Below are 26,334 nucleotides of genomic sequence, written 5' to 3'. Positions count from 1 at the left end.
GGGAGGAGAGTGCGATGACCAGAATGCCATCTGTGTCGCCGCGCCCCGAGGATCAGGCCGCCGAGCGCGAGCTTGCGCAAGCAGGGTTCACACCCGAGCAGATTGCCCGGCTTCGCGAGCTCCGAGATATGTACCCGTACATTGAGTACATGGACTCGCGCAAGCAGTGGAACCGCTTGCGCTTCGTGAAATGGCTCTACGCTGAAGGCAAGATCCCGCGGTAAGCATCGCGAACAGAGCAAACCTCACGACAGCGCTGGAGCAGTCCAGCGCTGTCGCGCTTTTCCTTGGTATGCTTCCCCCTAGGCATATGAAATCACACTCAGTACACTACGCGTGGAGGTTGCAGCGGCAACGGCGCCGCCCAGCAGGTCAATGCGTGACCAGCAGAAAGGATGGAATGTCACATGACCTATGTCATTGCAGAGCCATGCATCGGTGTGAAAGATGCCTCCTGCGTGGAGGTCTGCCCAGTTGACTGCATTCACTCGGACGATGAAGCCGACCAGTACTTCATTAATCCAAATGAATGCATCGACTGTGGTGTGTGCGCAGAAGTTTGCCCGGTCGAGGCGATCTTCTTTGAAGAGGACTTGCCCGAGAAGTGGGCCCACTATCTCGTTAAGAACCGCGAGTACTACGAGAAGCGCGGGTAAGGCTCTCCCCCTTTCATAGCCTACATTCCCCGAAAGCCATCGTGCGCTTTCGGGGATTCTTTCGTTCCTGCCGTTCTACAAGCCCCCACTTTCTCAACGCAAACGGGGGCAATCCGAGCAATAGTTTTCTTCTTTTGCAGATCCCTGTGACAGTCAGGCAACCACCCCCACCCAAAAGCATGCGCAGCTCCCTGACCTTTTCTTCATGAACTAGCGCAGCGCCACCTCCGTACACTCGAATAAGAGAACGACCAACCAATCCATCACATGGGCCCATGTGGCAATGGCGGTCGGCTCTCAGTGCAATGGCTGTCATCATGGAGGTGCCGCGATGAGACGCCACTCCCTCTGGTTACGCCTAGCCATGTGCTGGCTTGCGTTGACGCTCGTTCTTCCACTCTGGACAGCTCATGACCCTGTCCAGGCTGCTGATTTTGCTGATCCGACCATGCGATTGCTATGGGAGCGCTACGACCTCCCCGTCTCCTCCCATACCGCAACCAACCGCTCATGGCTCTGGGGCCCAGGGCCAAATACGCCAGGGCTTTACGAACCCTACACCGAGAGCCCCGGAGGCAAACGCCTCGTTCAGTATTTCGACAAAAGTCGCATGGAGATTAGCCTGACCGATGTCACCGATCCCAATAGCCCTTGGTACATCACGAACGGACTCCTCAGCGAAGAGCTGATTCTTGGGCGTATTCAGGTTGGCAACGCTCAATTCCTCGATCGTTGCGATGGTGCCCATATTTCCGTCGTTGGTGATCCTGACAATGCCTGGCCAACCTATGCCGATCTACGCAACCTTATTAATACGAGTGGTACGGGCGCTCCCCAACAAACTGGTTCTTACGCAATGACCGTGCTCAATCCAGACGGGACACGAGGTACCTATCCAGGCGGACAGAGCGCCGACCTCGAGTATGTCTACTACGACACGACACTTGGTCATAATATCCCTCGGGCATTCTGGGATTTCATGAACCACGAAGGAATCATCTACAACAACGGCAACTATCAAACGCAAACTCCATGGTTCAACTGGATTTACGTGATGGGCTATCCAATCTCTGAGCCCTACTGGGTGCAGGCCAAGGTAGCTGGTACGCAACAGTGGGTGATGTTTCAGGTCTTTGAACGCCGGGTGCTAACCTACACACCGTCCAACCCTGATCCCTGGAAAGTCGAGATGGGCAACATCGGTCAGCACTATTATCGATGGCGTTACGACGGGGTGGGCGCCGTTGCCTGTCCAGCACCAGGCTCAGGCGGATCTGGTGGCGCGGGCAGCAATACCGGCGGCACCAGTGGTGGAGGTGGTACCTCGGGAGGCAGCGGTGGTAGCACCGGTAGTGGCACGAGCGGCGGTACTGGCGGGAACAGTGGCGGGAATACCGGAAGCGGAGGCACCGGCGGTTCGTCAGGAGGAAGCACTGGAACCGGTAGTGGCACTGGCGGATCCGGTGGTTCAAGTGGTGGCAACGGTGGGACCGGTGGATCTAGTGGATCTGGTGGTTCAAGTGGTGGAAACGGTGGGCCTGGCGGATCTGGCGGTTCGGGTGGTTCCTCGGGTGGAAGTAGCCCAACGCCGACGGTGACACCGACGCCTGGTGGTGGCTCCGGCAGCGGCGGTGGCGCCGGTGGTGGCGGCACCGGGGGTGGTGGCACACCAACGCCAACACCGACTCCGACGCCAACACCGACTCCGACGCCAACACCAACAGTAACCCCACCTGCTACACCAACCCCAACACCGACACCAACCTGCCCGGCAGCCCCAACCTTGAACGTGACCTCGCCAAGTGAAGGAGCGACCATCGCTATCCTCGTGCTCGGTGGAATCCCAATCAGCGGTACAGCAAGCGATCGGTGCGGCGTGTCCCGCGTCACCTACGAAATCGTGACAAGCCGCGGTACGACTGGCGAGATCACGATCAAGACGCTCACTCCGCCACAACCCTCTGTTCAATTCTCAACATCGGCCAGCGTGCCTGGGAATCTCCTGCCAGGGGTAGGGCTATTGCAGGTGAATGTCACTGTCATTATCCGTGCCTATGATGCAAACAACCACGTGACGATGGTGAGCCGCCACGTTATTGTGCTGCTCAACCTCCTCTCCTAAACACGCTCATCCCCTTCCCCCGAAGAAGGCCGGACCCGGGTGGGTCCGGCCTTCGCTTTGCTCTCAACTATCGCGCCACAGACACCCCTACTGGGCAATGCCCGACATGGTTGTCACGGAACCAGCGCCTTCGGGCTGACGTCGCAGTGAGGCTGCAACGTCGGCCGCAGCCTCGGCAGCAGCCTGGAGCGTTTGGGCAACATCATCAGCCGTGTGAACAGCCGAGAGGAACCACCGCTCCAGATGATACGGATGGAAATAGACACCACGCTCCAGCATTGCGCGGTGGAAGCGATCAAAGAGATCGATACTGGCGTAAGCGTGGGCATCACGATAGTTGCGAATCCGATCAAGAGCAGGAGCATCGTGCTTCGCAAAGAAGATATGCCATACCGGCCCAATCCCCTGGACGATGCAGCGCAGGCCAGCGGCCTCACACGCTTCCTGCAACCCCTGACGAAGCTGCTCCCCAAAGCCATCGAGGATAGCCCAGATTGCCTCGCGCTGCTCGCGGATGCGTGTCAGCACAGCCTTCGCCGCAGCCAGCGCGAGGACATTCGCGGTATATGTTCCACCATGCATGACCTGGTTGGTCGCTTCCAATGCCATGACGTCAGCCGAGCCACCAAAAGCAGCAATCGGGAAACCTCCGCCAAGCGCCTTGGCAAAGGTGGCAAGATCAGGGATAACACCGAACCGTTCTTGTGCCCCACCAGGAGCAAGCCGAAAGCCGGTGATCACCTCGTCGAAAATTAATAGCGCTCCATAGGCCTTGGTAATCTCTCGCAAGAACTCCAGATAGCCAGGCTCGGGAAGGATAACGCCACTATTGCACTGCACCGGCTCAACGAGCACTGCCGCAATGTCTGATCCATGCTCTGCGAAGAGACGTTCGAGTCCTTCGCGATCATTGTATTGGGCAATGAGGAGTGCGTCACCATACACAGCCGGGATGCCGCGAGAGCCTGGAATTGGCGTTGGAGAGTACGGACGAATCGTTGGTTGCCAGACATCGGGATGGCTCGACCAGAAGTGCGTGTCAGCCCAGCCGTGATAGCCGCCTTCCATCTGCACGATTTTCGTACGGCCAGTGTACGCGCGGGCAAGGCGGGCAGCAGCCATTGTTGCTTCGGTGCCGGAGTTGGCGAACCGGAGGAGCTCAACGCCTGGTACAAGCTCGGTAATCAGCTCGCCAACTTCGGCATCGAGCTCGTAGGGAAACGTCGAGAGGGTACCATAGTGCGCAACCGCTTCCATTACCGCCTCAATGAGCCACTGCGGACGATGCCCAAAGAGGAGCGGCCCATAACCAAGCGAATAGTCGATGTACTCATTTCCATCGACATCCCAGAAATGTGAGCCCTCGCCATGATCGAAGCAGAGTTCAAGACCTTTCTTCAGCCGGGCATAGGAGCTTTCGCCCCCCGCGATCGTCCGCGCAATGCGTGCAAAGAGTTCCTGGCTGCGGGCAAAACGCGACGTGCCCGACAGCGACGTGCCGGTATACATACAACCTCCTAGGGTAAACCGTTTGGCTGCACTGACGGGGCAGCCGCTCCCGGATAACTCCAGTATAGGAGAGCGCTGCCCCGTCGTGAAGAGGAGCTAGGCAACGCGCTCGAGAACCGCAGGGTCAATAGCTGGTGGCGGCGCCGCTGGCCGTGCAAACAGGAACCCTTGCACCAGTGCAGCACCATGGTCGCGCAGCCAGAAGAAGTCGTGCAAGCGTTCAACGCCCTCAGCAATGACCGTAATGCCAAGCTCATGGCCAAGCTCGATAATCTTGTTCAGGATGGTTGCCTTCACGTGATCATCAGCGACACCGTGGACAAGCTGGCGATCAATTTTCAGAAAATCTGGGCGCAGCACGCTCAGCCAGCTTAGGCCGGAATAGCCTGAGCCGATATCATCAAGCGCAACGCGGAAGCCAAATGCACGATAGGCTTGCAATACAGCCTGGACATGTTCCAGATCATCGAGTTCTTCGGCTTCAATAACCTCGAACACAACGGACGCTGGATTCAATCCAGCATCATGAGCGGCCTTCACTGTTGTCATTAAGCATGCCGCAGGATCGTACACCGCTGTCGGCGTGAAATTGATGAAGAGTAAGCCAGACAAATGATGACGCTTCGCCTCGCGAATCGCGCACGTGCGGCCAGCAACATCAAGAGCTGTCATGAGACCGGCGTCGCGGGCTGCCGAAAGAATCATACCGGCCGGGAGCAAGCTGCCATCTTCATGAACACCACGTAGGAGCGCTTCATAGCCGATGATTTCGCTTGGGCGATCAGCCCGGACAATAGGCTGAAAGACACTGGTGAGCCGATGTTCAGCGAGCAACGTGCGCAGCCAAATGCCCTGCGCATAGGCCGTCGCTTGGCGCAGTGAGCGGATATTGGGCACGTCGGCAAGTTGGAGTGACGGCTCGCGAGCAACAAGGACGCGGGTATGCTCGGCCTCTTCACGCGTCACAGCGCGCAGCAGGTGCTGCAAGAGATCGGCAGGCGTCTGCGTATCACCGAGGGTTACGATCATCCCAGCATCGACCTCGTGCACTGCACAACCAGTATCGACACATGCACGACGGAGTTTCGTTGCTGCATGCATATTGACAGGCCAGATAAAAAGATACCGTCCTTCAGAAGGCGCGGCCGAAACGTTGGCTTGGCAGACGCACGTACCACGTGATCTGCACCCCTCAGTCATTCCTGCGCAGTCCCTTCGCTGACAATAAGTACGACCACTCTAATCGATAAGCCCACAGGTATTTGTCGACACACAACATCTTTCTCTGAAGGTGTGATGCCGTATGCTCACACCACCGTGCCAGATCCGGTAGGATTGCAGGGAAAGTGAAGGAGCAGAACAATGGCAGCATTCGATTGGGGCCCGGTCCGAGCGCCAGATTTTCCCAACGGTCTCCGCTGGTTTAACACGACACGACCAGTCACCTTGGCAGACATTCGTGGCAAAGTCGTCATCCTCGACTTCTGGACTTACTGTTGAATTAACTGCTTGCATCTCCTTTCCCAGTTGGGGAAAGTCGAGCATGAGTTTGCCAATGAGGTTATCGTCATCGGCGTACATTCGCCAAAGTTTCCTGCTGAACACGACGATGAGAACGTCCGGCAAGCAGTCCGACGCTACGGCATCACCCATCCCGTCGTCAACGACCCACAACTGCGGCTCTGGCGGCAGTACGGCGTCAATGCGTGGCCAACGATCGCGATTCTCGATCCACGCGGCTACGTTGTCGGCGCACAAGCTGGTGAAGTGCCAGCAGACCGTCTTGCCGCCGTTTTACGCCGGTTAATCCGCGAGTATGATGCACAAGGACTCATCGATCGCCAGCCGCGTGACTGGCTTCAGCCAGAGCCACAGCCAGACAGCTTGTTGGCATTTCCGGGCAAAGTCTTTTTCGATTCGGTACATCAGCGCCTCTTCATTGCTGATACTGGACACCATCGGATTGTCGTCACCGACCCCACAGGGCACGTCCAGCAGATGATTGGCAGCGGCATCGCTGGATTCAATGACGGTACCGTTGAAACCGCGGCGTTCTCACATCCCTATGGGCTTGTCGTACAGGATCAGACACTCTACGTCGCGGACACCGGCAACCATGCAATCCGACGCGTCGACCTGGACCACGGCACTGTCGAAACCATCGCGGGGGCTGGCCAGCTTGGATTCACCTATGCAAGCGCTGGCCCTGCCCGTGAACGCGATTTGCGGAGCCCATGGGCCTTAGCGTTGGATGGAACAACACTTTACATCGCAATGGCTGGCATGCACCAGATTTGGGCACTTGATCTCGTCAGTGGCATGCTCCGCCCCTACGCTGGCTCGGGCATGGAAGGCATCCAAGGTGGGCCGCTGGAACGGGCGTGGTTTGCTCAACCAAGCGGGCTTACCCTTGGTAACAATGTGCTCTACGTAGCAGATAGTGAAGCGAGCGCAATTCGGGCTGTTGATCTGCCCCGGGTTGGGAAAGCACCCCGTGACCTGCTCGTTCACCGGCTCGTCGGCGTCGGTCTGTTTGATTTCGGCGACCGGGATGGCACTGGTGACGCGGTGCGGCTGCAACATCCGCTTGACGTAGCCTGGCAGGCTGGCACGCTCTACGTTGCCGATAGCTATAACAACAAGATTAAACGGCTCGACCCGATAACGCGGGAATGCCGAAGCTGGCTCGGCACCGGCCAGCCAGGACTGCAGGACGGCCCGGCTGACAACGCAACATTCTGGGAACCCGGCGGGCTGGCTGTCGGCAACGGCGTACTCTACATCGCTGACACGAATAATCACGCGATCCGGACGGTCCACCTCCAAACTGGCATAGTCCAGACCCTTGTACTCAGGTAGCCGCACGCATGCTATGATCGTGCGCGAGCATTGCGTCGGCTCACGACACATATTGACGTCAGACGTTTGGAGGGCACATGAAGCCAAAGGTTATACAAGCATTCGACCGGTTCTCGCGTTGGACTGCATGGGCCATGGGACACCCGGTGGCCTTCATTGCTGCTCTGTTCGGCATCGTCATTTGGGCGGTAAGTGGACCCATCTTCCACTTCAGCGACACCTGGCAACTCGTAGTTAATACAGCTACATCAGTGCTCACCTTTCTGATGGTCTTCCTCATTCAGAACGCAGTCAATCGCGATAGCGTGGCAGTGCAACTCAAACTTGACGAGCTTATTCGCGCCCTCGAAGGAGCACGCAACAGCATGCTCCGGATTGAAGACCTCAGCGAGGAAGATCTTGCGCAACTGCGCGCATACTTTGATCATCTCGTTTCACGGGACACGCCTCCACCGCCGGCTCCCGAAGCCTAATCGCTGCATCGCCCATCATGATCATTGCAAGTGATACCCTCAGGGGGTATAATCCCTAGAGGAGTATCACACGTACGCATCGGCGTGCATGGAGGATACGATGGACAGCATGCCACCTGAACACAGCGAGCATTCTGTGAAGCGAGTCGATTCGTATCGCCAGGACAAAGCACGCATTCTTGCCCGTTTACGCCGTATCGAAGGGCAAGTGCGAGGCATTCAACGCATGATCGAAGAAGATCGCTACTGTGTTGACGTCTTAACTCAGCTCTCTTCGGTCATTGCCGCAGCTCGCAGCATCGGCTTGCTCCTCCTGGAAGACCACATCCGCGGCTGCTTGCTAACCGCTGCACCAGAAGAGCGCGAGATGCTCATCCAGGAGCTGACGGAGGCCGTTGAGCGATTTACCCAGAGTGTGAGCTAACGATGAACACGACGGAAACGCGCGACCGAATACCTGAACAACAAACAGGATCACCAGCAGAGGCAGTGCTCGCCATTGAAGGAATGACGTGCGCTTCGTGTGTCCGTCGGGTTGAACGTGCGCTGAGCAAGCTACCAGGCGTAGCACAGGCATCGGTCAACCTTGCGACGGAACAAGCTCGCGTTGTCTTTGATCCCACAGCAGTAGACGAAGCGGCCCTCGTGCAGCAAGTCGAAGCAGCAGGCTACGGCGCGCGGGTGTTGGAGGTACACAACACTGACCAACACAGTGACGCCGGAGAGGCGCATGCTGCGATCGTGACACTTGCGATCGAGGGTATGACCTGCGCTTCCTGTGTGCGACGCGTCGAACGGGCGTTACAGCGCGTGCCGGGCGTTGCCGAGGCAACCGTCAACCTCGCAACTGAGCAAGCCCAAGTACACTATGATCCCACCCAGGCTACGATCGATGCGATGCTCCGCGCGGTGGAAGCTGCGGGCTATCACGCGCAGGTCGTTGATGAACCAAGTGGAACGGAAGCAGCAGCCGAAACAGAAGGATCGAACGATCAACAGCTTGCGCGCCTGCGTCGTGATTTGCTCCTCAGCGCCATCCTGACAGTTCCTGTTGCCGTACTCAACATGTTCTTCATGCACTGGCCAGGTGTTGACCTCGTCCTCCTGGCCCTGTCGTTGCCAGTGTGGGCATACGCTGGTTGGCGCTTCCATGCTACGGCACTGAAGAACCTGCGGCATGGCCAGTTCACGATGGACACGCTGGTGAGCTTAGGCACGACAGCGGCATTTTTCTACTCAGCATGGAACACGATCCTGCCACGTCTCACCGCCTCGCGACTCCACCATCAGGCGAGTATGCAGCTGTACTATGACACGGCAACGGTGATCATTACCTTGATTCTGCTGGGGCGCTACCTGGAGCGGCGCGCTCGTGGACAAACGTCAGCTGCAGTCAGTGCACTGGTACGGCTGCAACCGAGCACGGCACATGTTATCCGCGGCGGGCGAGAGGTCGACATACCAGCGAGTGCGGTCCGGCCGGGTGACCTCGTCATTGTGCGGCCAGGCGAGCGGATCCCGGTTGACGGCATTGTTGTCGAAGGTCGCTCTGCCGTTGATGAAAGCGCGATGACCGGTGAAAGCATCCCCGTTGAGGAAGCGCCGGGCAGCCAGGTCCTTGGTGGCACCGTGAACACGACAGGGACGTTTACTCTTCGGGCAACGCGGGTCGGCGCTGAGACGACACTTGCTCAAATTATCCGGCTCGTGCGGCAGGCGCAGGGGTCAAAGGCACCGATCCAGTCTCTGGCTGATCGCGTGGCCAGCGTCTTTGTCCCAGTTGTTATGGCCGTCGCTGCCGTGACATTCGTCGGCTGGTACTTCGCCACCGGCACGGTTGGCCAAGCATTGCTCCCCGCTGTCGCTGTGCTCGTTATTGCTTGCCCGTGTGCAATGGGCCTTGCAACCCCAACGGCGATCATCGTCGCAACTGGTACTGGTGCGAGTCACGGTGTGCTGATCAAAGGTGGTGAGGCACTTGAGCGGGCCGCTCAGCTCACGACGCTCGTACTCGACAAGACCGGCACGGTGACGAACGGCAAACCTGAAGTGACAGACGTGGTGCCGCTCGCCGAGCTGGACGAGGCATCTGTGTTGAAACTAGCAGCGCTGGCGGAATCCCGCAGTGAGCACCCGCTTGGTCGGGCCATCGTCGCCGCGGCACAAGCCCGTGGGCTTGAGCTAGACGGGACGGTTACCAATGTCCAAGCTGAACCGGGCCTTGGCATTCAGGCCACGATCGAGGGCGCGCCAGTGCTAGTTGGTAATGCACGATTTTTAGCGTCGCAGGGCATTGCGCTCGGCGAAGCGCAGGCGATCGTCGCCAAGCTGGCTGCCGAGGGGAAGACCGCGGTCCTTGTCGCGCGCTCTCACCAAGTCGTGGGAGTCCTCGCCCTGGCTGACACCCTCAAGCCGGGCAGCCGTGAGGCTGTCGAGGCACTTCGTGCTCTGGGACTTTCCCTTGTGCTGGTAACCGGTGACACCACAGCGACGGCCAAGGCTATTGCATCCCAACTCGGGATCGACCGCGTGATCGCGGAAGTGCTACCTCAGCAGAAGGCCGAGATCGTACGAACGCTCCAAGCACAAGGTGAACGTGTCGGCATGGTTGGCGACGGGATTAACGATGCCCCGGCGCTTGCACAAGCCGACGTTGGAATCGCGATAGGGACTGGGACGGACATCGCAATTGAAAGCGGCGACATCGTCCTGATCGGCGGCGACGTGCGCGGCGTAGTCACCGCGCTAACGTTAGCGCGGCGCACGCTGCGGACGATTCGCTGGAACCTCTTCTGGGCATTCGCGTACAATGTCATTCTTATCCCGGTTGCTGCAGTCGGGCTACTGAACCCGATGCTTGCTGCTGGTGCTATGGCCTTCAGTTCAGTCTTCGTCGTCACCAATTCGCTGCGCTTACGGAGTCTTTCAGCAACGCACTGTGGCACTGCTCCAAGCACCCACCTACAACCCCGCACGTCCTAAACCGTCGATGTCAAGCCATCTCGACACCATGGCCAACCTGCCACACTGTGACAGGTTGGCCAGCAGCACCATTGGCCCTTCGCAGCAAATCCGCTGAAGACGAGCGAAAGCCCGCCTCGGATTATGTCTCCTTGCCTCCCTGGCAACCCTTGCCGCTTCCTTGACGCCTGACTAGACTAGGGGATGACCACAAGATGCAGGGGCAAACAGCGAGAAACACTCAGCATCTTGTGGCCCGGCCGGGAGCGAGTGCCGGGAAGTCCGGTGCAAATCCGGCGCTGCCCCGCAGCGGTGAGCGGGGACGAACGCCGCAGCGAGGCGTCACCCCAGGCGCACTCGCGTGTCACTGGCGGAAACTCCGCTGGGAAGACGCGGCAAGTAGGGTGATCCGCAAGCCCGAAGACCGACTCGCTCCCCTCTGGCTGCGATTGCGTCTCGCGGGTGGGCGCAATGCAGCGTGCCGCAGATGACCGCACTGTCGGTCGTGGAGGCTCGCGACAACACGGATGCCGTCGCCGTGTGGGCATGCGCATTCCCGGGAACACACGGCGTGGTGTGACCATCGGCATCACGTCACCCGCCTGAACTCACACTGAAGGGAGGACACCATGGTTGCAGAACTCCGCGCACCTGCATCGCTGGCGACGTCGTTGCACACTGAGGCCGTACCATCAGCTGCGTGGCTCGAACAGCGCATTCTTGACTCCCTCCAGCGCCTGCCAGAAGAGCCTGAAGCACAGGCTGACGCCGCGCGAGCGTTGCTGGCGAAGATCGCATTGGAGATTGCTGGGCAGCCACACCTTGCCTACCGTGACTACTTTCCGACGTATGTACGGTACGGCGTCGAAGTCGGTGCGCTTGATCCAGCCCTACTTGACTACGACCTTGAGTTGCTAGCGCAAGCCATTGTCCCGGAACGGGATGCCCTTCTGAGCTACGTTGCACTGGCAACACTGGCTGATCGCTATCTTGTGCGTCATCCCGAAACGCGGCAGCTTCTTGAAGCCCCGCAAGCGCTCTGGATGCGGGTAGCCATGGGTTTGGCGTTGCGCGAACCACGCGGGGAACGTGAGCAGTGGGCGCTCCGCTGGTATAAGCTGATGAGTACGCTGCACTACGTACCGAGCACGCCAACGCTCTTCAATGCCGGCACACCGCATCACCAATTGGCTTCCTGCTACCTCGCTGAAGTCGAAGACAGTCTGGAAAGCATCCTCAGTTCGGCACACGAATTTGGGATGCTCGCCAAATATGCGGGTGGGATCGGCACGGCAGTAAGCAAGATTCGCGCGGTTGGCTCACCGGTCAAGGGCATCAACGGTACGAGTGGTGGCCTGATTCCCTTCCTCCACCTCTATGACGCACTGCTTGCCTCAGTGAGCCAAGGTGGACGGCGACGCGGCACCATGTGTGTTTATCTCGAGCCGTGGCACCTGGAAGTCGAAGCCTTCCTCGACCTACGGCGCAATGCTGGCGATCCCTATCGACGCACACCGTCGCTCAACACTGCGCTATGGATCCCCGATGAATTCTTCCGACGTGTCGAGGCTGATGCCGACTGGTACCTCTTCGACCCGGCTGTTGCGCCCGAACTCCCCGAGTTGTTCGGCGAAGCATTCAGCGCGCGCTACCGCACCCTCTGCCAACAGGCTGCGAACGGCGAGCTACCGCGCCGCGCCTGGCGGCGCCTGCCAGCTCGCGAACTTTGGCTGCAGATACTCGCCAGCCTCATGGAAACCGGCCATCCCTGGATCACGTTCAAGGACACGGCAAACCATCGCGCTATGTTGGCCGGCATGATCCACTCAAGCAATCTTTGCACCGAAATCTTCTTGCCAACAAGTCACGAGGAGGTTGCCGTTTGCAACCTCGGCAGTGTGAACCTCGCACGCCACCTGCGAGCCGACGGCACGATGGACTGGGATCAACTGGCTCACACAGTGCGACTTGCCATGCGAGCGTTGGACAATGTGATCGATCTCAACCTCTATCCCTCACCACGAGCCGAAGCGAGCAATCTGCGGAATCGACCAGTTGGGCTGGGGATGATGGGCTTTGCTGAAGTGTTAGCCCGGCAAGGGCTGTCGTACAACGCCCCAGCAGCAGCTGAACTCGCCGATCAGCTCGCTGAGTTCGTGAGTTACCACGCGATTTTGGCTAGTCACGAACTCGCAGGCGAGCGCGGGAGCTTCCCAACCTTCGCCCAGAGCCGCTGGGCACGCGGACAAGTGCCGATTGACACCATCGCCGAACTCGATGAGCGACGCGAGCAGCCGATCGCGGTCGATCGCACCATGCGGCTGGACTGGGACGTTGTTCGGGAACGCGTGCGACGTGGGATGCGGAATGGCGCGGTGATGGCTATTGCCCCAACGGCAACGATTGCCTTGATCGCAGGGACCACACCAAGTCTCGACCCGTATTACAGCAATGTGTTCAGCCGGCAGACGCTCTCGGGCAAGTTCCTTGAAATTAACCCAGTGCTGGTGGAGAGCTTGCGTCAGCGCGGGTTATGGACCGCACTCGTGCCCCGACTCATCGAAGCCCGTGGCGACCTACGGCAGATTCCCGAATGCCCGCCAGATCTCGTCGACCGCTTCCCCACTGCCTACCAGATCACGCCCGAAGCCTACATTGAGGTTGCGGCACGCGTCCAGAAGTGGGTTGACATGGGTGTAAGCCGCAACCTGTACCACCATGCCGACCGCCCTGGACAGCTGAGCGAGGTCTATCTCACAGCATGGCGCAAAGGTCTCAAGAGCACCTATTACTGCTTCGTCCAGCCACGCATGCAGGCAGAACAGTCGACGGTTGCGGTGAACAAGGCACGGCGACGCCCACAGTGGGTGCAACTCGCTGAGCAAGACGTGCTAGCACAGAACAGCATGCATAGCGCAAATGGCGCCCATTGCAGCCTCGACGGCACGTGCGAGAGCTGCCAGTAGCCCCGGCAAAGTGATGAACACAGACGCGGAAGAAGGAGGCAACAGCAATGGCAGAAGCACCAGCGCGCTCACTCCTTGGTGGTGATCCACTCGCTGCCGTTGAGCTTTTCCCTCTACGATATCCCTGGGCGTATGCTCATGTACAACAAGCCAAACATAATACCTGGTTCCCGGAGGAAGTCCCGCTCCATGATGACGTGCGTGACTGGCACGAGCGACTCAGCGATGAAGAGCGACGAGCGGTCGAGATGTTCTTGGGCTTCTTCAATCCCATGGAATCGCTCGTTACGACGAACCTGCTCCTCTCGCTCTACCGGCCAATCACGGCACCGGAAGTACGGCTCTACCTCGCGCGCCAGGCCTGGGAAGAAGCGAACCACACTATGGCATTTGAATATGTCATCAAGACGTTGCCAGTCGACCGAGCGCGGGTCTTCGCGCTTCATACCGATCACCCCGATGTCGCTGCCAAGGAGGCGTTCCAGCGTCGGCTAATCGAAGGATGGCTTGTTGAGCCGGACATTTCGACAGTCGAAGGTGTGCAGCGATTGTGCCATAACCTCATCGGTTTCTTCGTTGTGCTGGAAGGAATTTTCTTCTATTCAGGCTTTGCGCTGGCACTGGCCTTCCGACAGCGAAACCTGCTACGCGGGCTGTGCAGTATCGTCGATTGGGTGTTGAAGGACGAGAGCCTGCATCTTTCGTTCGGCATCCACCTGATCACAACATTACTCGAAGAGCATCCAGAGATTATGACGCCAGCATTTGCACAAACCGTCCAGCAGCTCATTCTCGAGGCAGTGGAACTCGAAGAGCGGTATAACCGCGCAGTCCTGCCGCAGCCGATCATCGGGCTCAGCGCCGACGCGCTCAACGGCTACGTTCGTTACGTGGCTGACCGGCGTCTCGAGGAACTCGGGCTCCCGGCCGCGTTTGGCAATCCTAACCCACTCAAGTGGATGGCCACCCAGCTTGATGTACCAGAACTGGTCAACTTCTTCGAGGCACGCAACGTGCACTATGAAGTTGGCCGTGAGCGCAGTTAGCCATACACCATGCGCACCGGCGCCGGGGCGGCAGTACTGGTCAGCCCCGGCGCCGATCTCATTCCTGCATGGTCGAGCGTCAGCGACAACGGCTGGCTATTCGGACGAGGGCGTAACAGCCAACCCTGATTCAATCAGATACTTGCGATACTGGTCACGCAAAGCAGCCTTCAGGAATTTGCCGGTCGAGGTCTTCGGAATCTCAGGGACGAAGATGAAGGCATCCGGCAACCACCAGCGTGGGAACTGCTGTTCAAGGAACGCGCGCAACTCTTCCGGAGTAGCGTGCTGGCCTTCCTTGAGCACCACCAGCGCGATCGGCCGCTCGAGCCACTTGGGATGCTCGGCCGGCACGACAGCAGCTTCGGCAACTGCGGGATGCGCCATGAGTGCATTCTCAAGACGCACTGAGCTGATCCACTCGCCACCGGACTTGACCACATCCTTCGCCCGATCCTGGATTTCAACCCAGCCCTCGGGATCGATCGTCGCAATGTCGCCTGTGCGCAACCATCCATCCTCAGTAAAGGAGCTAGCACCTTCAGGGTAGTTGTAGTACGCGCTGGCAACCCATGGAGCGCGCACCTCCAGCTCACCCATGGTCTTGCCATCCCACGGAGCAATACCGTTCTCATTGCGAATGCGCACTTCAAAGAAGGGCAACGGTCGACCAGCCTTCGCGCGATAGCGATACTGCTCATCGAGTGGCCGTTCAAGCAACTCCTTCGTTTGCCCAACGAGCAAGCCAATCGGCGTTGTCTCGGTCATGCCCCAGCCAGTGTAGACATGAATCCCATGCCGTTCCTGGAACCCCCGAATCATGGCCTCGGGCGCGGCCTGACCACCCGATGTAATAGCTCGCAAGCTTGAGAGGTCATACTCGCCAGGATGCTTGTCAAGGAACTGCAGCAAGCCGAGCCAGATCGTTGGCACACCAGCGGTGAACGTGACACGCTCCTGATGGATCAACTCAGCCAAGCTCTGGGGATCGAGGTGAGGACCTGGGAAGACCTGCTTGGCACCGAGCATGGTAGCTGTGAAGGGCATCCCCCAGGCATTCACATGGAACATTGGCACAACGGGCATTAACACATCTGATTCTGAGAGAGCAGTACAGTCAGGCAAGGCACTGACCAGCGAATGGAGCACAATGGCACGGTGCGAGTAGAGAACGCCCTTTGGCCGCCCGGTCGTGCCCGAGGTATAACACATGGCTGCAGCTTGCCACTCGTTCAACTCACGATAGGTGAACGCATTGGGGTCTTCAGCTGCGAGCAACTGCTCATAGTCGAGCATTCCCTCGGGCACTGGGCCAGCGGCGCCGACGACAATGACATGCTCAGGTTGAACGCGGTCGCGCACGCGCTCGAAAACCGGCAACAAGATTTGGTCAACTAAGATCACGCGATCTTCGGCGTGATTGATGATATAGGCTAAGTCGTCGGGCGGCAGGCGTAGGTTAAGGGTATGCAGCACCGCACCCGTCGCTGGGATACCGAAGTAGGCTTCGAGATGCTGATGATGGTTCCAACAGAGTGTCGCAACTCGATCACCCTCCTGGACACCAAGGCGTTGCAGTGCAAGCGCAAGTTGCTTTGTGCGGCGCGCCATATCGGCGTAGGTATAGCGGAATAGCTCCTTGTTGGGGAGCCGGGTGACGATTTCCTTATGGGGGAAGAATGTTTCGGCTCGTCGAAGCATGGCAGGAAGGGTGAGTTGATAGTCCATCATGAGTCCGCGTAACATTGCCAGGCTCCTCTCCAACGGTTGCGTGCTCTCAGTGTTCCGCAAGCGCACCGCGCGCCACACTAGAAGGCTGGCACACCCGCAGCGGCTGTCGCTGCTGCGATTGCCGCTTTGGCAAGCTCCCGCACGATAATGTTGCGCTGGATCTCGCTTGTACCCTCGTAGATTTGCAAGAGCTTGGTGTCGCGGAAAATCTTCTCGATCGGGTAATCGATGCTGTAACTGTTCCCACCAAAGATTTGCATTGCCTCCGTTGCGGCCCACATTGCACTATCAGCAGCGAACGCCTTCGCAAGGGCAGCCTCGAGCGTATTGCGCTGCCCTTGGTCAGCAAGCCAGGCAGCGTGATAGGTGAGCCACCGAGCGGCATTGAGACGGATTTGCATCTCCGCAATCTTATGACCAACAGCCTGATGTTGGATGATCGGCTGGCCCATCGTGCGCCGCTGGAGGGCATATCGCAGCGATTCATCGAGGCAACGCTGGATCACACCAACACCAAATGCCGCGACCATCGGACGGGTGCGGTCAAAGACTTTCATCGCGATCAGGAAGCCATCGCCCTCGTTCCCGAGACGGTTTTCAGCAGGCACCACGACATCAGTAAAGGTAATCTCGCCATTCTGCACGGCACGCTGACCGAATTTGTGCAACTTGCGCACTTCAATACCAGGCGTATCCCGCTCGACAATGAAGGCACTGATACCCCGATGGCCAGCCGATGGATCAGTCTTGGCAAAGACCACCATGAAGTTTGCGTGCGGGGCATTGCCAATCCAGCGCTTTACGCCGTTAATGACATAGTGGTCGCCACGGCGTTCAGCACGGGTCGTCATACTGGCAACGTCAGATCCCGCATCGGGCTCCGTGACAGCATAGCTTGCATATTCGCCTTGGGTTAAGCGAGGCAACCAGCGGCGCTTCTGTTCCTCCGTGCCAGCGATGATGATCGGTTCAGCCGCCAGGCCGTTCATGCCGAGCGCCGTCGCCATGCCTGGGCATGCCCAAGCGAACTGCTCGCTGACGATCGCAACGTCAAGCGCGCCAAGGCCTGGGCCACCATATTCACGCGGGATGCCAAGTTCTGTCAGCCCTTCAGCACGAGCACGAAGGATCACTTCGTGCGGATGGGCCTCTTCGCGGTCATATTTGGCAGCGACTGGCAAAATCTCCCGTTCGGCAAAGGCTCGAGCGCGATCACGAAGCGCTTGCTGTTCCGGTGTCAACTGGAAATCCATGGCAACCCTTCCTTTCCTTGCGCGCACTACCGTGAGGCCTTGCCATTGGCAAAGACTTCAAAGATGCCCGCGGCACCCATTCCACCGCCAATGCACATCGTGACCATGCCGTAGCCACCACCTTCACGGCGGAGAGCATGGACAAGCGTCGCCGTCAGCTTCGCACCAGTCGCGCCGAGTGGATGGCCGAGCGCGATTGCCCCGCCTTGGATATTGAGACGCTCGCGTGGCAATTCCGCTTCCTTAATGACAGCGAGCACCTGGGCAGCAAAGGCTTCGTTCAGCTCAATACGTTTGAGGTCATCAAGATCAATGCCAGCACGCGCAAGCGCCTTCGGGATTGCCCGGGCAGGACCAATGCCCATAATGTCTGGATCAACGCCAGCCACCGCGAAGGTAACGAAGCGCGCAAGTGGTTGCAGGCCATGGGCTTCGGCAAATTCGCGGCTGGCGAGGACAACGGCAGCCGCGCCATCAGAATAGGGGCTAGAGTTACCAGCAGTGACCGTGCCATTGACCTTGAAGGCTGGCCGCAGGGCCGCTAGCTTTTCAAGTGACGTATCAGGTCGAATCGTTTCATCACGGGTAAACCAGCGGGTCTGGCCATCGCCATCCGTGCCAACTGGAATCGGCACGATTTCGTCATCGAAGAGGCCAGCATCCCACGCCTGCGCTGCTTTGCGATGGCTCTCAAGCGCGTACGCATCTTGCTCTTCCCGAGGGATGCCCCAGCGCTCAGCAACGCGCTCCGCAGTGAAGCCCATGCCGATGTACGCCTCGGTAAGCTCAGGGTGAATGCGCGTATGGTAGCCCGACATCGGCATCTGGCTCATCATCTCAACGCCGCCAGCAAGAACAAGGTCAGCCATACCAGTCATAATCGACTGGGCCGCCATCGCAATGGTCTGTAGTCCACTTGAGCAGAATCGATTGACTGTGGCACCTGGGACACTTGTCGGGAAACCGGCGCGCAAGATGGAGAGCCGAGCAACATTGAGCCCCTGAGAGGCCTCGGGCATGGCGCAACCCCAGAGCACATCGTCGAGCTTGCCAGGATCAACACCAGCACGTTCGACTGCTGCACGCATAACCGCAGCTGACAAATCAACCGGGTGGACATGGGCAAGTGCGCCATCTGGCTTGCCGCGGGCCACCGGGCTCCGGACTGCACTCAAAATGACTGCTTCACGCATGGTTCGTGCCGCCTCTCTAGTTTCGCAACGGCTTGCCATTTTCGAGCATATAGACAATGCGCTCCTGCGTCTTCGCTGTGCCAAGTAAGCGCAGGAACGCCTCACGCTCGAGATCAAGTACCGTCTGTTCCGGAACAGTTCGGGCCGGCCCTTCGCCACCCGAAAGGATGAGGGCGAGTTGCTCGCCAATGAAGGCATCATGCTCGCTAATTTGGTTCGCCTCGCGCGCTGCCCAGATCGCGTAACGCAGATTGCCAAGCGCTTCATTGCCCAGAACCTGGATGGGGCCAGGCACTGGTGGAACATAGCTTGGCGCGAGGAGCAGGACACGCGCTTTGGCATCGGCGATAAGGCGATCACGGTTGATCGTAATCCCGTCACTCGGCCGCAGATAGCCCAAGCTACGGGCCTCAAACGCGCTGCCGCTTACGCGAGCAAAGGCAATGAGGTTGAACGCACGGCGAACAGCCTCAAAGGGATCAGCCTGCTCATACGGTTGCAGTTCCTCGCTGAAGCGCCGGAGCAGGGCCGTCGTGCCACCGCCAGCCGGGATGAGCCCAACGCCCGTCTCAACGAGACCAATCGCCAGTTCTGCTGCAGCCTGCACATGATCGGCATAGAGCGCCATTTCAGCACCGCCGCCCAGCGTCATGCCGAAAGCGGCTACAACAACGGGGAAGGGCGCATCACGCAGCCCTGTCGTCATGCGCTGGAAGCGACGCACGGCTTGATCAAGCATGTCCCATTGCCCTGCCTTGGCCAGCGTCAGAATTTCAACCAAGTTCGCGCCAGCGGAGAAGACACGGGGATCTTCGTTGCCGATGACTAAGCCAGCGTAACCCCGCTCAACGATAAAGTCGATAGCGCGTTCAATCATCGTTAACACGCCATCGCCCAGCGTGTTCTGCTTACTGCGGAATTCAAGGAGCACCACGCCATCGCCGAGATCAAGGAGTGCGGCATCGGGCGAGGCAAGTAACTCCCGCTGCTCTTCTTTGATGAAGCGCAGTGAGATTTGCCCAGGCGGCGGTGTAACCGGCTTGCGGCCACCGTCGAGCGTGAGCACCAGGCGTGTACCGTTCTGACGCTGGTAGAAGGCAGGACCAGCCTGCTGCAGCAACGGCGGCTCGTCCAGCCCGTGCTCACCGAGCAGGTGCCGAACAGTATCAAGCCCAAGCGCATCCATGGTGGCAAACGGCCCAAGTTCCCAGCCAAAGCCCCACTCAAGCGCGCGGTCGATATCAACGAGATCATAGGCAATCTCAGGAGCTCGCATCAGCGTATAGTGGAACGTCCGAGCGAGCAGCGCGCGTAGGAAGGGGCCATAGTTGCCTGGCAACTGCAATGCACCGCGTAGACGCTCTGGCAAGGGCTGGCGCAGCAAGGCTTTCACTTCTGGCGTCGCCAGCTCCTGACGCGGACGATATTCACCGGTCTTCCAGTCAAGCGTGAAAATCGCCCGGCCTTCGCGACGATAAAAGCCCGCGCCAGTCTTTTCGCCTAGCCGACCTTGCCGTGCCATCTCATGCACCCAGTCAGGCAACGCAAAATCGTCGCCCGTCGTTGCCCCGAGTTCGCCGGCAACATGCTGGAGGATATCGAGACCAGTCAGGTCAGTAGTGCGGAACGTGGCCGAGCGTGGTCGCCCGAGGAGTGGTCCTGTCAGGCCATCAACCTCATCGACCGTTAGATCAAACTGCTCCATGAGCCGCAAGGCCTGCACCATGCCATAGACGCCCAATCGGTTCGCAATAAAGCCCGGCGTATCCTTGGCCCGCACAACGCCCTTGCCGAGTATGTAGTCGGCAAAGTGCGCCATCGTCTCAACGACTTCCGGATCAGTCTCAGGCAGCGGGATGATTTCCAACAGGTGCAGGTAGCGCGGCGGATTGAAGAAGTGCGTGCCAAGGAAGCGGCGTCGGAAAGCTTCGCCGCGTCCCTCGGCCAAGATGTGGATCGGAATACCGGAGGTATTCGAGGAAACGATCGCCTTAGGATGCACGATTGACTCAAGCTTGGCGAACAGCGCTTGCTTCGGCTCGGGTTGCTCAATGATTGCCTCAACAATCCAGTCACACTCAGCGAGGCGTGGCAGATCGTCATCGATCGTTCCCAGAGTGATGAGCGCAGCACGAGCGGGGTCATAAAACGCTGGGGGCCGCGCCTCTAATGCTCGACGCAGCCCCCGTTGGACGACTTCAAGCCGTTGGCCAGTCCCGGGCACATCAAGCAGGACAACCGGGATGCCGACCGAGGCAACCAGCGCAGCGATGCCGCTGCCCATTGTGCCCGCGCCGACAACCCCAACGCGCCTGATCCGCATTCGCTTCCCCTTACTACCGCATACCTCGCCGTTAGCAGCAGGCGAGTATCGCGGGCTAACCCGAACTCCATTGCACGCTCATCCAAACGCAGTCTATTACAACGGTAGCGCGTGGCCTGACTGTTGTCAAGGTTGATGGCATCTTCTTTTTTTGGACTGCAACCTGGCCAAGCCTTGACAAGTCTTGTGCAGCTAGCGAGACTCGCGTCGAGAGGATTGCGGGAATGTGATATGGATGAAGCGGGAAACCTGAGCGTTATTCCAGGCGTCGAACGGCTTAAGGCAGAAGGTTGGCCACTCAGGCATGGCGCTCGGGTTGGGCTCCTCACCAACCCGACCGGCGTTGACCGACAGCTACGGAGTACTGTCGAGCGGTTACGCGCCAGCGACTGGGTCAAGCTCGTTGTGCTCTTTGGTCCGGAACACGGGGTGTGGGGTGATCGGCAAGCAGGTGAGCCGGTACCACACACCACTGACCCCCACACTGGCCTGCCCGTCTATAGCCTGTATGGTGAGCAACGGGCGCCAACGCCAGCTATGCTAGAAGGCCTCGATGCCATCATCGTCGATCTGCAAGATGTGGGAGCCCGGTTCTATACCTACCCGAGCACACTCTTTGCCCTCCAGGCAGCCGCAGCCCAGGCTGGCGTACCAGTTGTTGTCCTTGATCGGCCGAATCCGCTCGGTGGCGCGATTGAAGGGCCACGACTCGATCCATCGCTGCGCTCGTTCGTCGGCATTTTCCCACTGCCGATTCGACATGGTCTGACACTCGGGGAACTTGCTCGACTCTTTGCCCAACAGGCAGAGTGGCCCGAGCCGATCATTGTGCCAGTCGCTCATTGGCGGCGAAGCCAGCGCTTCGACCAGACTGGCCTGCCGTGGGTCCCGCCTTCACCAAACCTGCCCACGCTGACGGCAACATTCCTCTACCCTGGGACGTGTCTCCTCGAGGCAACGAACTGTTCAGAGGGGCGCGGCACCACGCTGCCATTTCAGCTGGTTGGTGCCCCTTGGATCGACCCCTTTGTTCTCGCGGAGACTGTAAACGCAGCGGGGCTGCCAGGCTTGCGGGCTCGTCCGGCTTACTTCATCCCTCAGTGGAGCAAACACGCCGGAACACGTTGTGGTGGCGTGCAACTGCACGTGCTCGACCCCGCAGCACTGCAGCCAGTCCGTTTAGGGATCACGCTCCTGGCAGCGTTACGAGCGCAAAATCCTGACGCATTCTCCTGGCGCCAATGGGAAGATGGCCGCGTTGTCATCGATCTGTTAGCTGGCACGCCACAACTACGGCAGGCACTGGAAGCGGGCGTGCCCCCTGACGCGATTGCTGCGAGCTGGAAAGAAGACGAACAGGCCTTTGCCGCCGAGCGTGCGTCTGTCAGCCTCTATCCAGACTGATAGAAAGGGAGTACGATGCCGCCTGATGCAGAGCGAATGCAGGCAATGCTAACAGAAGCGGTGAACCCAACCACCCATGATCTTGATCTGCGCCCTGCTGAGGAGATCGTCACAACCATTTTGAACGAAGAAGCCCGTGTCGCAGAGGCAGTTGCGCGACAAGCCGGTAAAATTGCTGCGCTCGCCGAGATCGTCGCAGCACGACTTGCTCGTGGCGGACGTCTCATCTATGTCGGTGCTGGAACATCTGGCCGACTTGGCGCACTCGACGCGGCAGAATTACCGCCGACCTACCGTGTCGATCCTGCCCAAGTATGCGCCTTGATCGCGGGCGGGCCAGCCGCCCTTACCCAGGCCGTTGAGGCCGCCGAGGACGACGCAGAGCAAGGTGCGCGTGACATTGCAGCACGCGAGGTCACGGCAGGCGACGTCGTTGTGGGTATCAGCGCCAGCGGCCGTACGCCATACGTGATCGGTGCCGTTGATGCAGCACGGGCGCGCGGGGCATTCACCGCTGGGTTAACCTGTAACCATCCGAGTCAACTCGCTGAGCACGTCGATCTTACCATCGCTGTGATCGTTGGCCCGGAGGTCATCGCTGGCTCCACCAGGATGAAAGCCGGCACAGCTCAGAAACTGACGCTCAACGCGCTCAGTACGACCGCGATGATCTTGCTCGGTAAGACCTACGGCAACTTGATGGTCGATTTACTCCCGACGAACCAGAAGCTTTGGCAGCGTGCGACGAGAATCGTTGCCCAGGCAACTGGTTTGGACGAAACCAGCGCACGAGAGCTCTTGGAGCGAGCCAACGGTGAGGCGAAAACCGCAATTGTCATGGCACTGGCTGGCGTCGACGCACCTGAAGCTCGGCGGCGCCTCGCCCAGAGTGGTGGACGCATTCGTCGCGCCCTGGAGTTGACATCACCATGAGCCAGCTCATTCTTGGGATTGACGGAGGCGGTAGCAAAACCGTTGCATTGGTCGGTGACGCAACTGGTCACGTGCGGGGCCGCGGCAATGCCGGGAGGGCGAACTATCAGACTGTTGGCCTTGCTGCCGCAGTGACTGCAATTGTGACCGCAACCGAACGAGCGCTCGCCAACGCGGGGTTAGACAATACGGCCTTGCCAGTAGCCGTCGCATGTGTTGCGTTGGCCGGAGTCGATCGACCAGACGATCAGGCACGCGTCACAGCGGCGCTTGAGGCACAGGGATTAGCCCAACGGCTCGTGGTAGTCAACGATGCACTCCCGCTCTTAGCAGCCGGCTGCCCAGATGGCTGGGGAATTGCATTGGTGAGTGGAACCGGCTCGATCTGCTATGGGCGGGCACCTGACGGACGGCTCGCACGCACTGGCGGCTGGGGCTATCTCTTTGGCGACGAAGGGAGCGGCTGTGCCCTCGCGCTTGAGGCGCTGCGGCTCGCCGCACAAACGGCCGACGGGCGGGCACAGGCGACCGACGTGTTGACGGCAGTATTACAGGCGTGGGGGCTGAATACACCAGAGCAGCTCATTACCGCTGTCTATCAAGACGCCCGCGGACGCCCCGACCGTTTAGCCACGCTTGCCCCAGTTGTGCTCGCCCTCGCAGAAGCCGGCAATGACGACGCCCGCCAGCTTGTCAGCACACAGGCACGAGCACTCGCCCGCCACGTTGACGCCGTCGCCGCCCGGTTGAGCCTTCCTGAGCCACCACTGGCCTTGAGCGGTGGATTATTTATCCATCACGCGTGGTGGCGTGAGCAGGCCGTGCAGGCCATCACAATCCCAATCGGGCCAGTCAGCATTGTCACCGAACCAGCAGTCGGGGCACTCCGCCTAGCGCAGACGCTCCTCGAGCGTGACACCAACTCGCAGGTTTACGGCACTACAGGTTCGTCGGCATAGCCAGCCGCTGCCTGCTCGTACCAATCACCACCATAGCAGTCATTAATGACCACTGCCGGAAAGTCGATGACAGTCAGGCGATAGATCGCTTCTGGACCAAGCTCTGGATATGCCAGGCACTCAACCGCCGTAATGCTGCGTGCCAGGAGCGCCCCAGCCCCACCCAGTGCCGCAAAATAGACGGCGCCATAGCGTACGATCGCCTGACGGACAGCAAGGCTGCGTTTGCCCTTGCCAATCATGCCGCGCAATCCCGCAGCCAACAGAGCGGGTGTGAAAGGATCCATCCGGCTACTTGTTGTTGGGCCAGCCGCGCCGATGATCTTGCCCGGCGGCGCAGGTGTAGGCCCGGTGTAGTAGATGACCTGGCCGCGCAGATCAACCGGCAGCGGCTGGCCAGCGTGGAGGGCAGCGGCGAGTCGGCGGTGAGCAGCATCGCGTGCAGTGAGGAGAACCCCACTGATTCGCACCTCGTCACCTGCACGCAACGACTTCACTGTCTCCTCATCGAACGGCGCGGTGATTCGGCGTGGTACCGACATCGCCGCTGCCTCACTCAGCATCTAGCGAGCCAACGCCTCAAGGTAGCGTGTATAGGCGCGGGCCATCATCCGAAAATCCTCAAGGCGATAGGATTCGTTGGGCGCATGTACCCGGTTATCTGGCATACCCCACGCGAAAAAGATCATATCGGCACCGAGTAGACGCTGGAACAGCTCAGCAACCGGAACTGTGCCACCTGTACGCTCAGCAAGCGGCTCTTTCCCATAGAGCTCGCGGAGTACCTGCTTCGCCGTGAGCAACGCCGGGTGATCGCGCCGCACGGCAAAGGGCCGAGCTGAGCCCGGGAAGCGCTTGACAGAGACTTCCGCCCAGGGTGGGCAATGCGTAGTGACATGGCGCTCGATAAGGTCGAGGATCTCCTCTGGATCCTGGTCAGGCACCAAGCGACAGGTAATCTTTACGTGTGCCTCGCAAGGCGTTACAGTCTTTACGCCTTCACCCTGGAACCCGCCCCAAATGCCGTTCAAGTCAAGTGTGGGGCGCGCCCACATCCGCTCGAGCGGACTATATCCCGGCTCCCCCCAAAGAGCCTTGGCACCAACGCGCTCAAGCAATTGTTGCTCGTTGAACGGCACGGCCGCGATCTCCGCACGCTCTTCGGGCGTCAACTCGCGCACCTTATCGTAGAAGCCCGCAATCGCCACCTTGCCTTCTGGGGTATGAAACGTCGCTGCCAGTTGTACGAGCGACTGCACAGCATTCGGAACCGCTGCACCATATTGGCCAGAATGCAGGTCAGTGGCAGCAGTGCGTAGCACCACTTCGCAGGCGCAAAGCCCCTTTGAGGAGAGCGTCACTGACGGCAGATCATAGTCATACATGCCACCGTCGGCTGAAATGACAAAATCACAGGCGAGCTTCTGGCGATGTGCCTCAATTACCGGAGCAAGACTAGGACTGCCAATCTCCTCTTCGCCCTCGAAGAAGAACTTCAGGTTGATGGGCGGCTTCCCCTGGGTGCGCACAAGCGCCTCAACCCCACAGAGTGCAGCGAAGAGATTCCCCTTATCATCGGATGCCCCACGGGCATAAACCCGTCCATTGCGTACCGTCGGTTCAAACGGTGGCGTCTCCCAGAGGTCGAGTGGATCGGGCGGTTGGACGTCATAATGGCCATAGAGCAATGCAGTAGGCTTGGCAGGATCGACCAACCACTCGCCATAGACAACAGGATTACGCTCTGTCGGCAAGAGCTCGACGTGGGGTACCCCAATGTGCCGCAAGCGCTCCGCAACCCACTCCGCCGCGCGCCGCACGTCGTCCTGATGTTGTGGTAGTGCGCTGACGCTGGGGATACGGAGCAAGTCAAAGTAGGCACGTAGCAACTCCTCTTCATGCTCCTGGAGGTACACTTCCGCAGCGCTTGTCATGGATTTACCTTT

General features: G+C 59.3%; 21 protein-coding genes and 1 riboswitch. Of the genes, 13 read left to right on the top strand and 8 right to left on the bottom strand.

Going from position 1 to position 26,334, the window contains the following annotated elements; genetic code table 11:
- Positions 1-14 precede the first annotated feature (14 nt).
- The 3 genes from N675_RS05855 (at position 15) to N675_RS14290 (ending at position 2,778) form a co-directional block, all read left to right on the top strand.
- Positions 15-224: a hypothetical protein gene (locus N675_RS05855; protein WP_038038505.1), complete on the top strand. Its 210-nt coding sequence runs from the start codon at positions 15-17 to the stop codon at positions 222-224.
- A gap of 183 nt (positions 225-407) precedes the next feature.
- The gene (locus N675_RS05850; RefSeq protein ID WP_038038503.1) at positions 408-656 is read left to right on the top strand and encodes an indolepyruvate ferredoxin oxidoreductase subunit alpha; all 249 of its coding nucleotides are present in this window, start codon (positions 408-410) and stop codon (positions 654-656) included.
- Between the two features lie 331 nt (positions 657-987).
- Positions 988-2,778 (top strand): Ig-like domain-containing protein, encoded by a 1,791-nt coding sequence (locus N675_RS14290; protein WP_156100826.1) that lies wholly within the window; start codon positions 988-990, stop codon positions 2,776-2,778.
- An 87-nt stretch (positions 2,779-2,865) separates the two neighbouring features.
- Here N675_RS14290 and N675_RS05835 read toward each other — a convergent pair whose 3' ends face one another.
- The gene (locus N675_RS05835; RefSeq protein WP_051914278.1) at positions 2,866-4,287 is read right to left on the bottom strand and encodes an aspartate aminotransferase family protein; all 1,422 of its coding nucleotides are present in this window, start codon (positions 4,285-4,287) and stop codon (positions 2,866-2,868) included.
- 96 nt (positions 4,288-4,383) lie between these two features.
- Positions 4,384-5,487, bottom strand: coding sequence for an EAL domain-containing protein (locus N675_RS05830; RefSeq protein ID WP_038038501.1), 1,104 nt, complete (start codon positions 5,485-5,487; stop codon positions 4,384-4,386).
- A 162-nt stretch (positions 5,488-5,649) separates the two neighbouring features.
- Here N675_RS05830 and N675_RS14455 point away from each other — a divergent pair, with 162 nt between their 5' ends.
- The 7 genes from N675_RS14455 (at position 5,650) to N675_RS05800 (ending at position 14,592) form a co-directional block, all read left to right on the top strand.
- Positions 5,650-5,787 (top strand): thioredoxin domain-containing protein, encoded by a 138-nt coding sequence (locus N675_RS14455; protein WP_197066273.1) that lies wholly within the window; start codon positions 5,650-5,652, stop codon positions 5,785-5,787.
- Complete coding sequence (locus tag N675_RS05825; protein WP_338417749.1) at positions 5,761-7,146, top strand: thioredoxin-like domain-containing protein; 1,386 nt, start codon at positions 5,761-5,763, stop codon at positions 7,144-7,146. Before N675_RS14455 ends, N675_RS05825 begins: the two co-directional genes overlap by 27 nt.
- A 77-nt stretch (positions 7,147-7,223) precedes the next feature.
- Complete coding sequence (locus N675_RS05820; protein ID WP_038038500.1) at positions 7,224-7,619, top strand: low affinity iron permease family protein; 396 nt, start codon at positions 7,224-7,226, stop codon at positions 7,617-7,619.
- Positions 7,620-7,719: 100 nt separating this feature from the next.
- The gene (locus N675_RS05815; protein WP_422396423.1) at positions 7,720-8,043 is read left to right on the top strand and encodes a metal-sensitive transcriptional regulator; all 324 of its coding nucleotides are present in this window, start codon (positions 7,720-7,722) and stop codon (positions 8,041-8,043) included.
- 2 nt (positions 8,044-8,045) lie between these two features.
- Positions 8,046-10,601: a heavy metal translocating P-type ATPase gene (locus tag N675_RS05810; protein WP_081886895.1), complete on the top strand. Its 2,556-nt coding sequence runs from the start codon at positions 8,046-8,048 to the stop codon at positions 10,599-10,601.
- Between the two features lie 230 nt (positions 10,602-10,831).
- Positions 10,832-11,027: riboswitch (cobalamin riboswitch) on the top strand.
- A 182-nt stretch (positions 11,028-11,209) separates the two neighbouring features.
- Positions 11,210-13,546, top strand: coding sequence for a ribonucleoside-diphosphate reductase subunit alpha (locus tag N675_RS05805; RefSeq protein WP_038038499.1), 2,337 nt, complete (start codon positions 11,210-11,212; stop codon positions 13,544-13,546).
- 47 nt (positions 13,547-13,593) lie between these two features.
- On the top strand, positions 13,594-14,592 hold the full coding sequence (locus N675_RS05800) for a ribonucleotide-diphosphate reductase subunit beta (protein ID WP_038038498.1): 999 nt from the start codon (positions 13,594-13,596) through the stop codon (positions 14,590-14,592).
- A 96-nt stretch (positions 14,593-14,688) separates the two neighbouring features.
- Here the strand turns inward: N675_RS05800 and N675_RS05795 are convergent, their stop codons facing one another.
- From N675_RS05795 to N675_RS05780, 4 genes are all read right to left on the bottom strand, one after another.
- Positions 14,689-16,338, bottom strand: coding sequence for a long-chain fatty acid--CoA ligase (locus N675_RS05795; RefSeq protein ID WP_038038497.1), 1,650 nt, complete (start codon positions 16,336-16,338; stop codon positions 14,689-14,691).
- Positions 16,339-16,400: 62 nt separating this feature from the next.
- Positions 16,401-17,576: an acyl-CoA dehydrogenase family protein gene (locus N675_RS05790; RefSeq protein ID WP_051914270.1), complete on the bottom strand. Its 1,176-nt coding sequence runs from the start codon at positions 17,574-17,576 to the stop codon at positions 16,401-16,403.
- Positions 17,577-17,602: 26 nt separating this feature from the next.
- On the bottom strand, positions 17,603-18,769 hold the full coding sequence (locus tag N675_RS05785) for a thiolase family protein (protein ID WP_038038495.1): 1,167 nt from the start codon (positions 18,767-18,769) through the stop codon (positions 17,603-17,605).
- 16 nt (positions 18,770-18,785) lie between these two features.
- Entirely contained in the window at positions 18,786-21,092 is a 2,307-nt protein-coding gene (locus N675_RS05780) for a 3-hydroxyacyl-CoA dehydrogenase/enoyl-CoA hydratase family protein (protein WP_038038492.1), read from the bottom strand.
- A gap of 231 nt (positions 21,093-21,323) precedes the next feature.
- Between N675_RS05780 and N675_RS05775 the strand changes: the two genes are divergently transcribed.
- Genes N675_RS05775 through N675_RS05765 form a run of 3 tightly spaced genes read left to right on the top strand, consistent with a single transcriptional unit; the run spans position 21,324 to position 24,388 of the window.
- Entirely contained in the window at positions 21,324-22,496 is a 1,173-nt protein-coding gene (locus N675_RS05775; protein ID WP_038038490.1) for an exo-beta-N-acetylmuramidase NamZ family protein, read from the top strand.
- Positions 22,497-22,511: 15 nt separating this feature from the next.
- Complete coding sequence (gene murQ, locus N675_RS05770; protein WP_231577948.1) at positions 22,512-23,429, top strand: N-acetylmuramic acid 6-phosphate etherase; 918 nt, start codon at positions 22,512-22,514, stop codon at positions 23,427-23,429.
- Complete coding sequence (locus N675_RS05765) at positions 23,426-24,388, top strand: N-acetylglucosamine kinase (RefSeq protein WP_051914268.1); 963 nt, start codon at positions 23,426-23,428, stop codon at positions 24,386-24,388. The genes murQ and N675_RS05765 overlap by 4 nt, the downstream gene beginning before the upstream one ends.
- Here N675_RS05765 and N675_RS05760 read toward each other — a convergent pair.
- Both N675_RS05760 and N675_RS05755 read right to left on the bottom strand, forming a co-directional pair.
- Positions 24,361-24,930 carry a FumA C-terminus/TtdB family hydratase beta subunit gene (locus N675_RS05760; RefSeq protein ID WP_038039412.1) on the bottom strand — a complete coding sequence of 190 codons (570 nt, stop codon included), beginning with the start codon at positions 24,928-24,930 and terminating at the stop codon, positions 24,361-24,363. The two genes, N675_RS05765 and N675_RS05760, sit on opposite strands and share 28 nt — an antisense overlap.
- Positions 24,931-24,951: 21 nt before the next feature.
- Positions 24,952-26,322, bottom strand: coding sequence for a dipeptidase (locus N675_RS05755; protein ID WP_038038488.1), 1,371 nt, complete (start codon positions 26,320-26,322; stop codon positions 24,952-24,954).
- Positions 26,323-26,334: the final 12 nt, after the last annotated feature.

This window comes from Thermorudis peleae (assembly GCF_000744775.1).
GTDB lineage: Bacteria > Chloroflexota > Chloroflexia > Thermomicrobiales > Thermomicrobiaceae > Thermorudis > Thermorudis peleae.
Note: the sequence above shows the minus strand (reverse complement) of the source record. Positions and strands in the feature narration are given on the sequence as shown.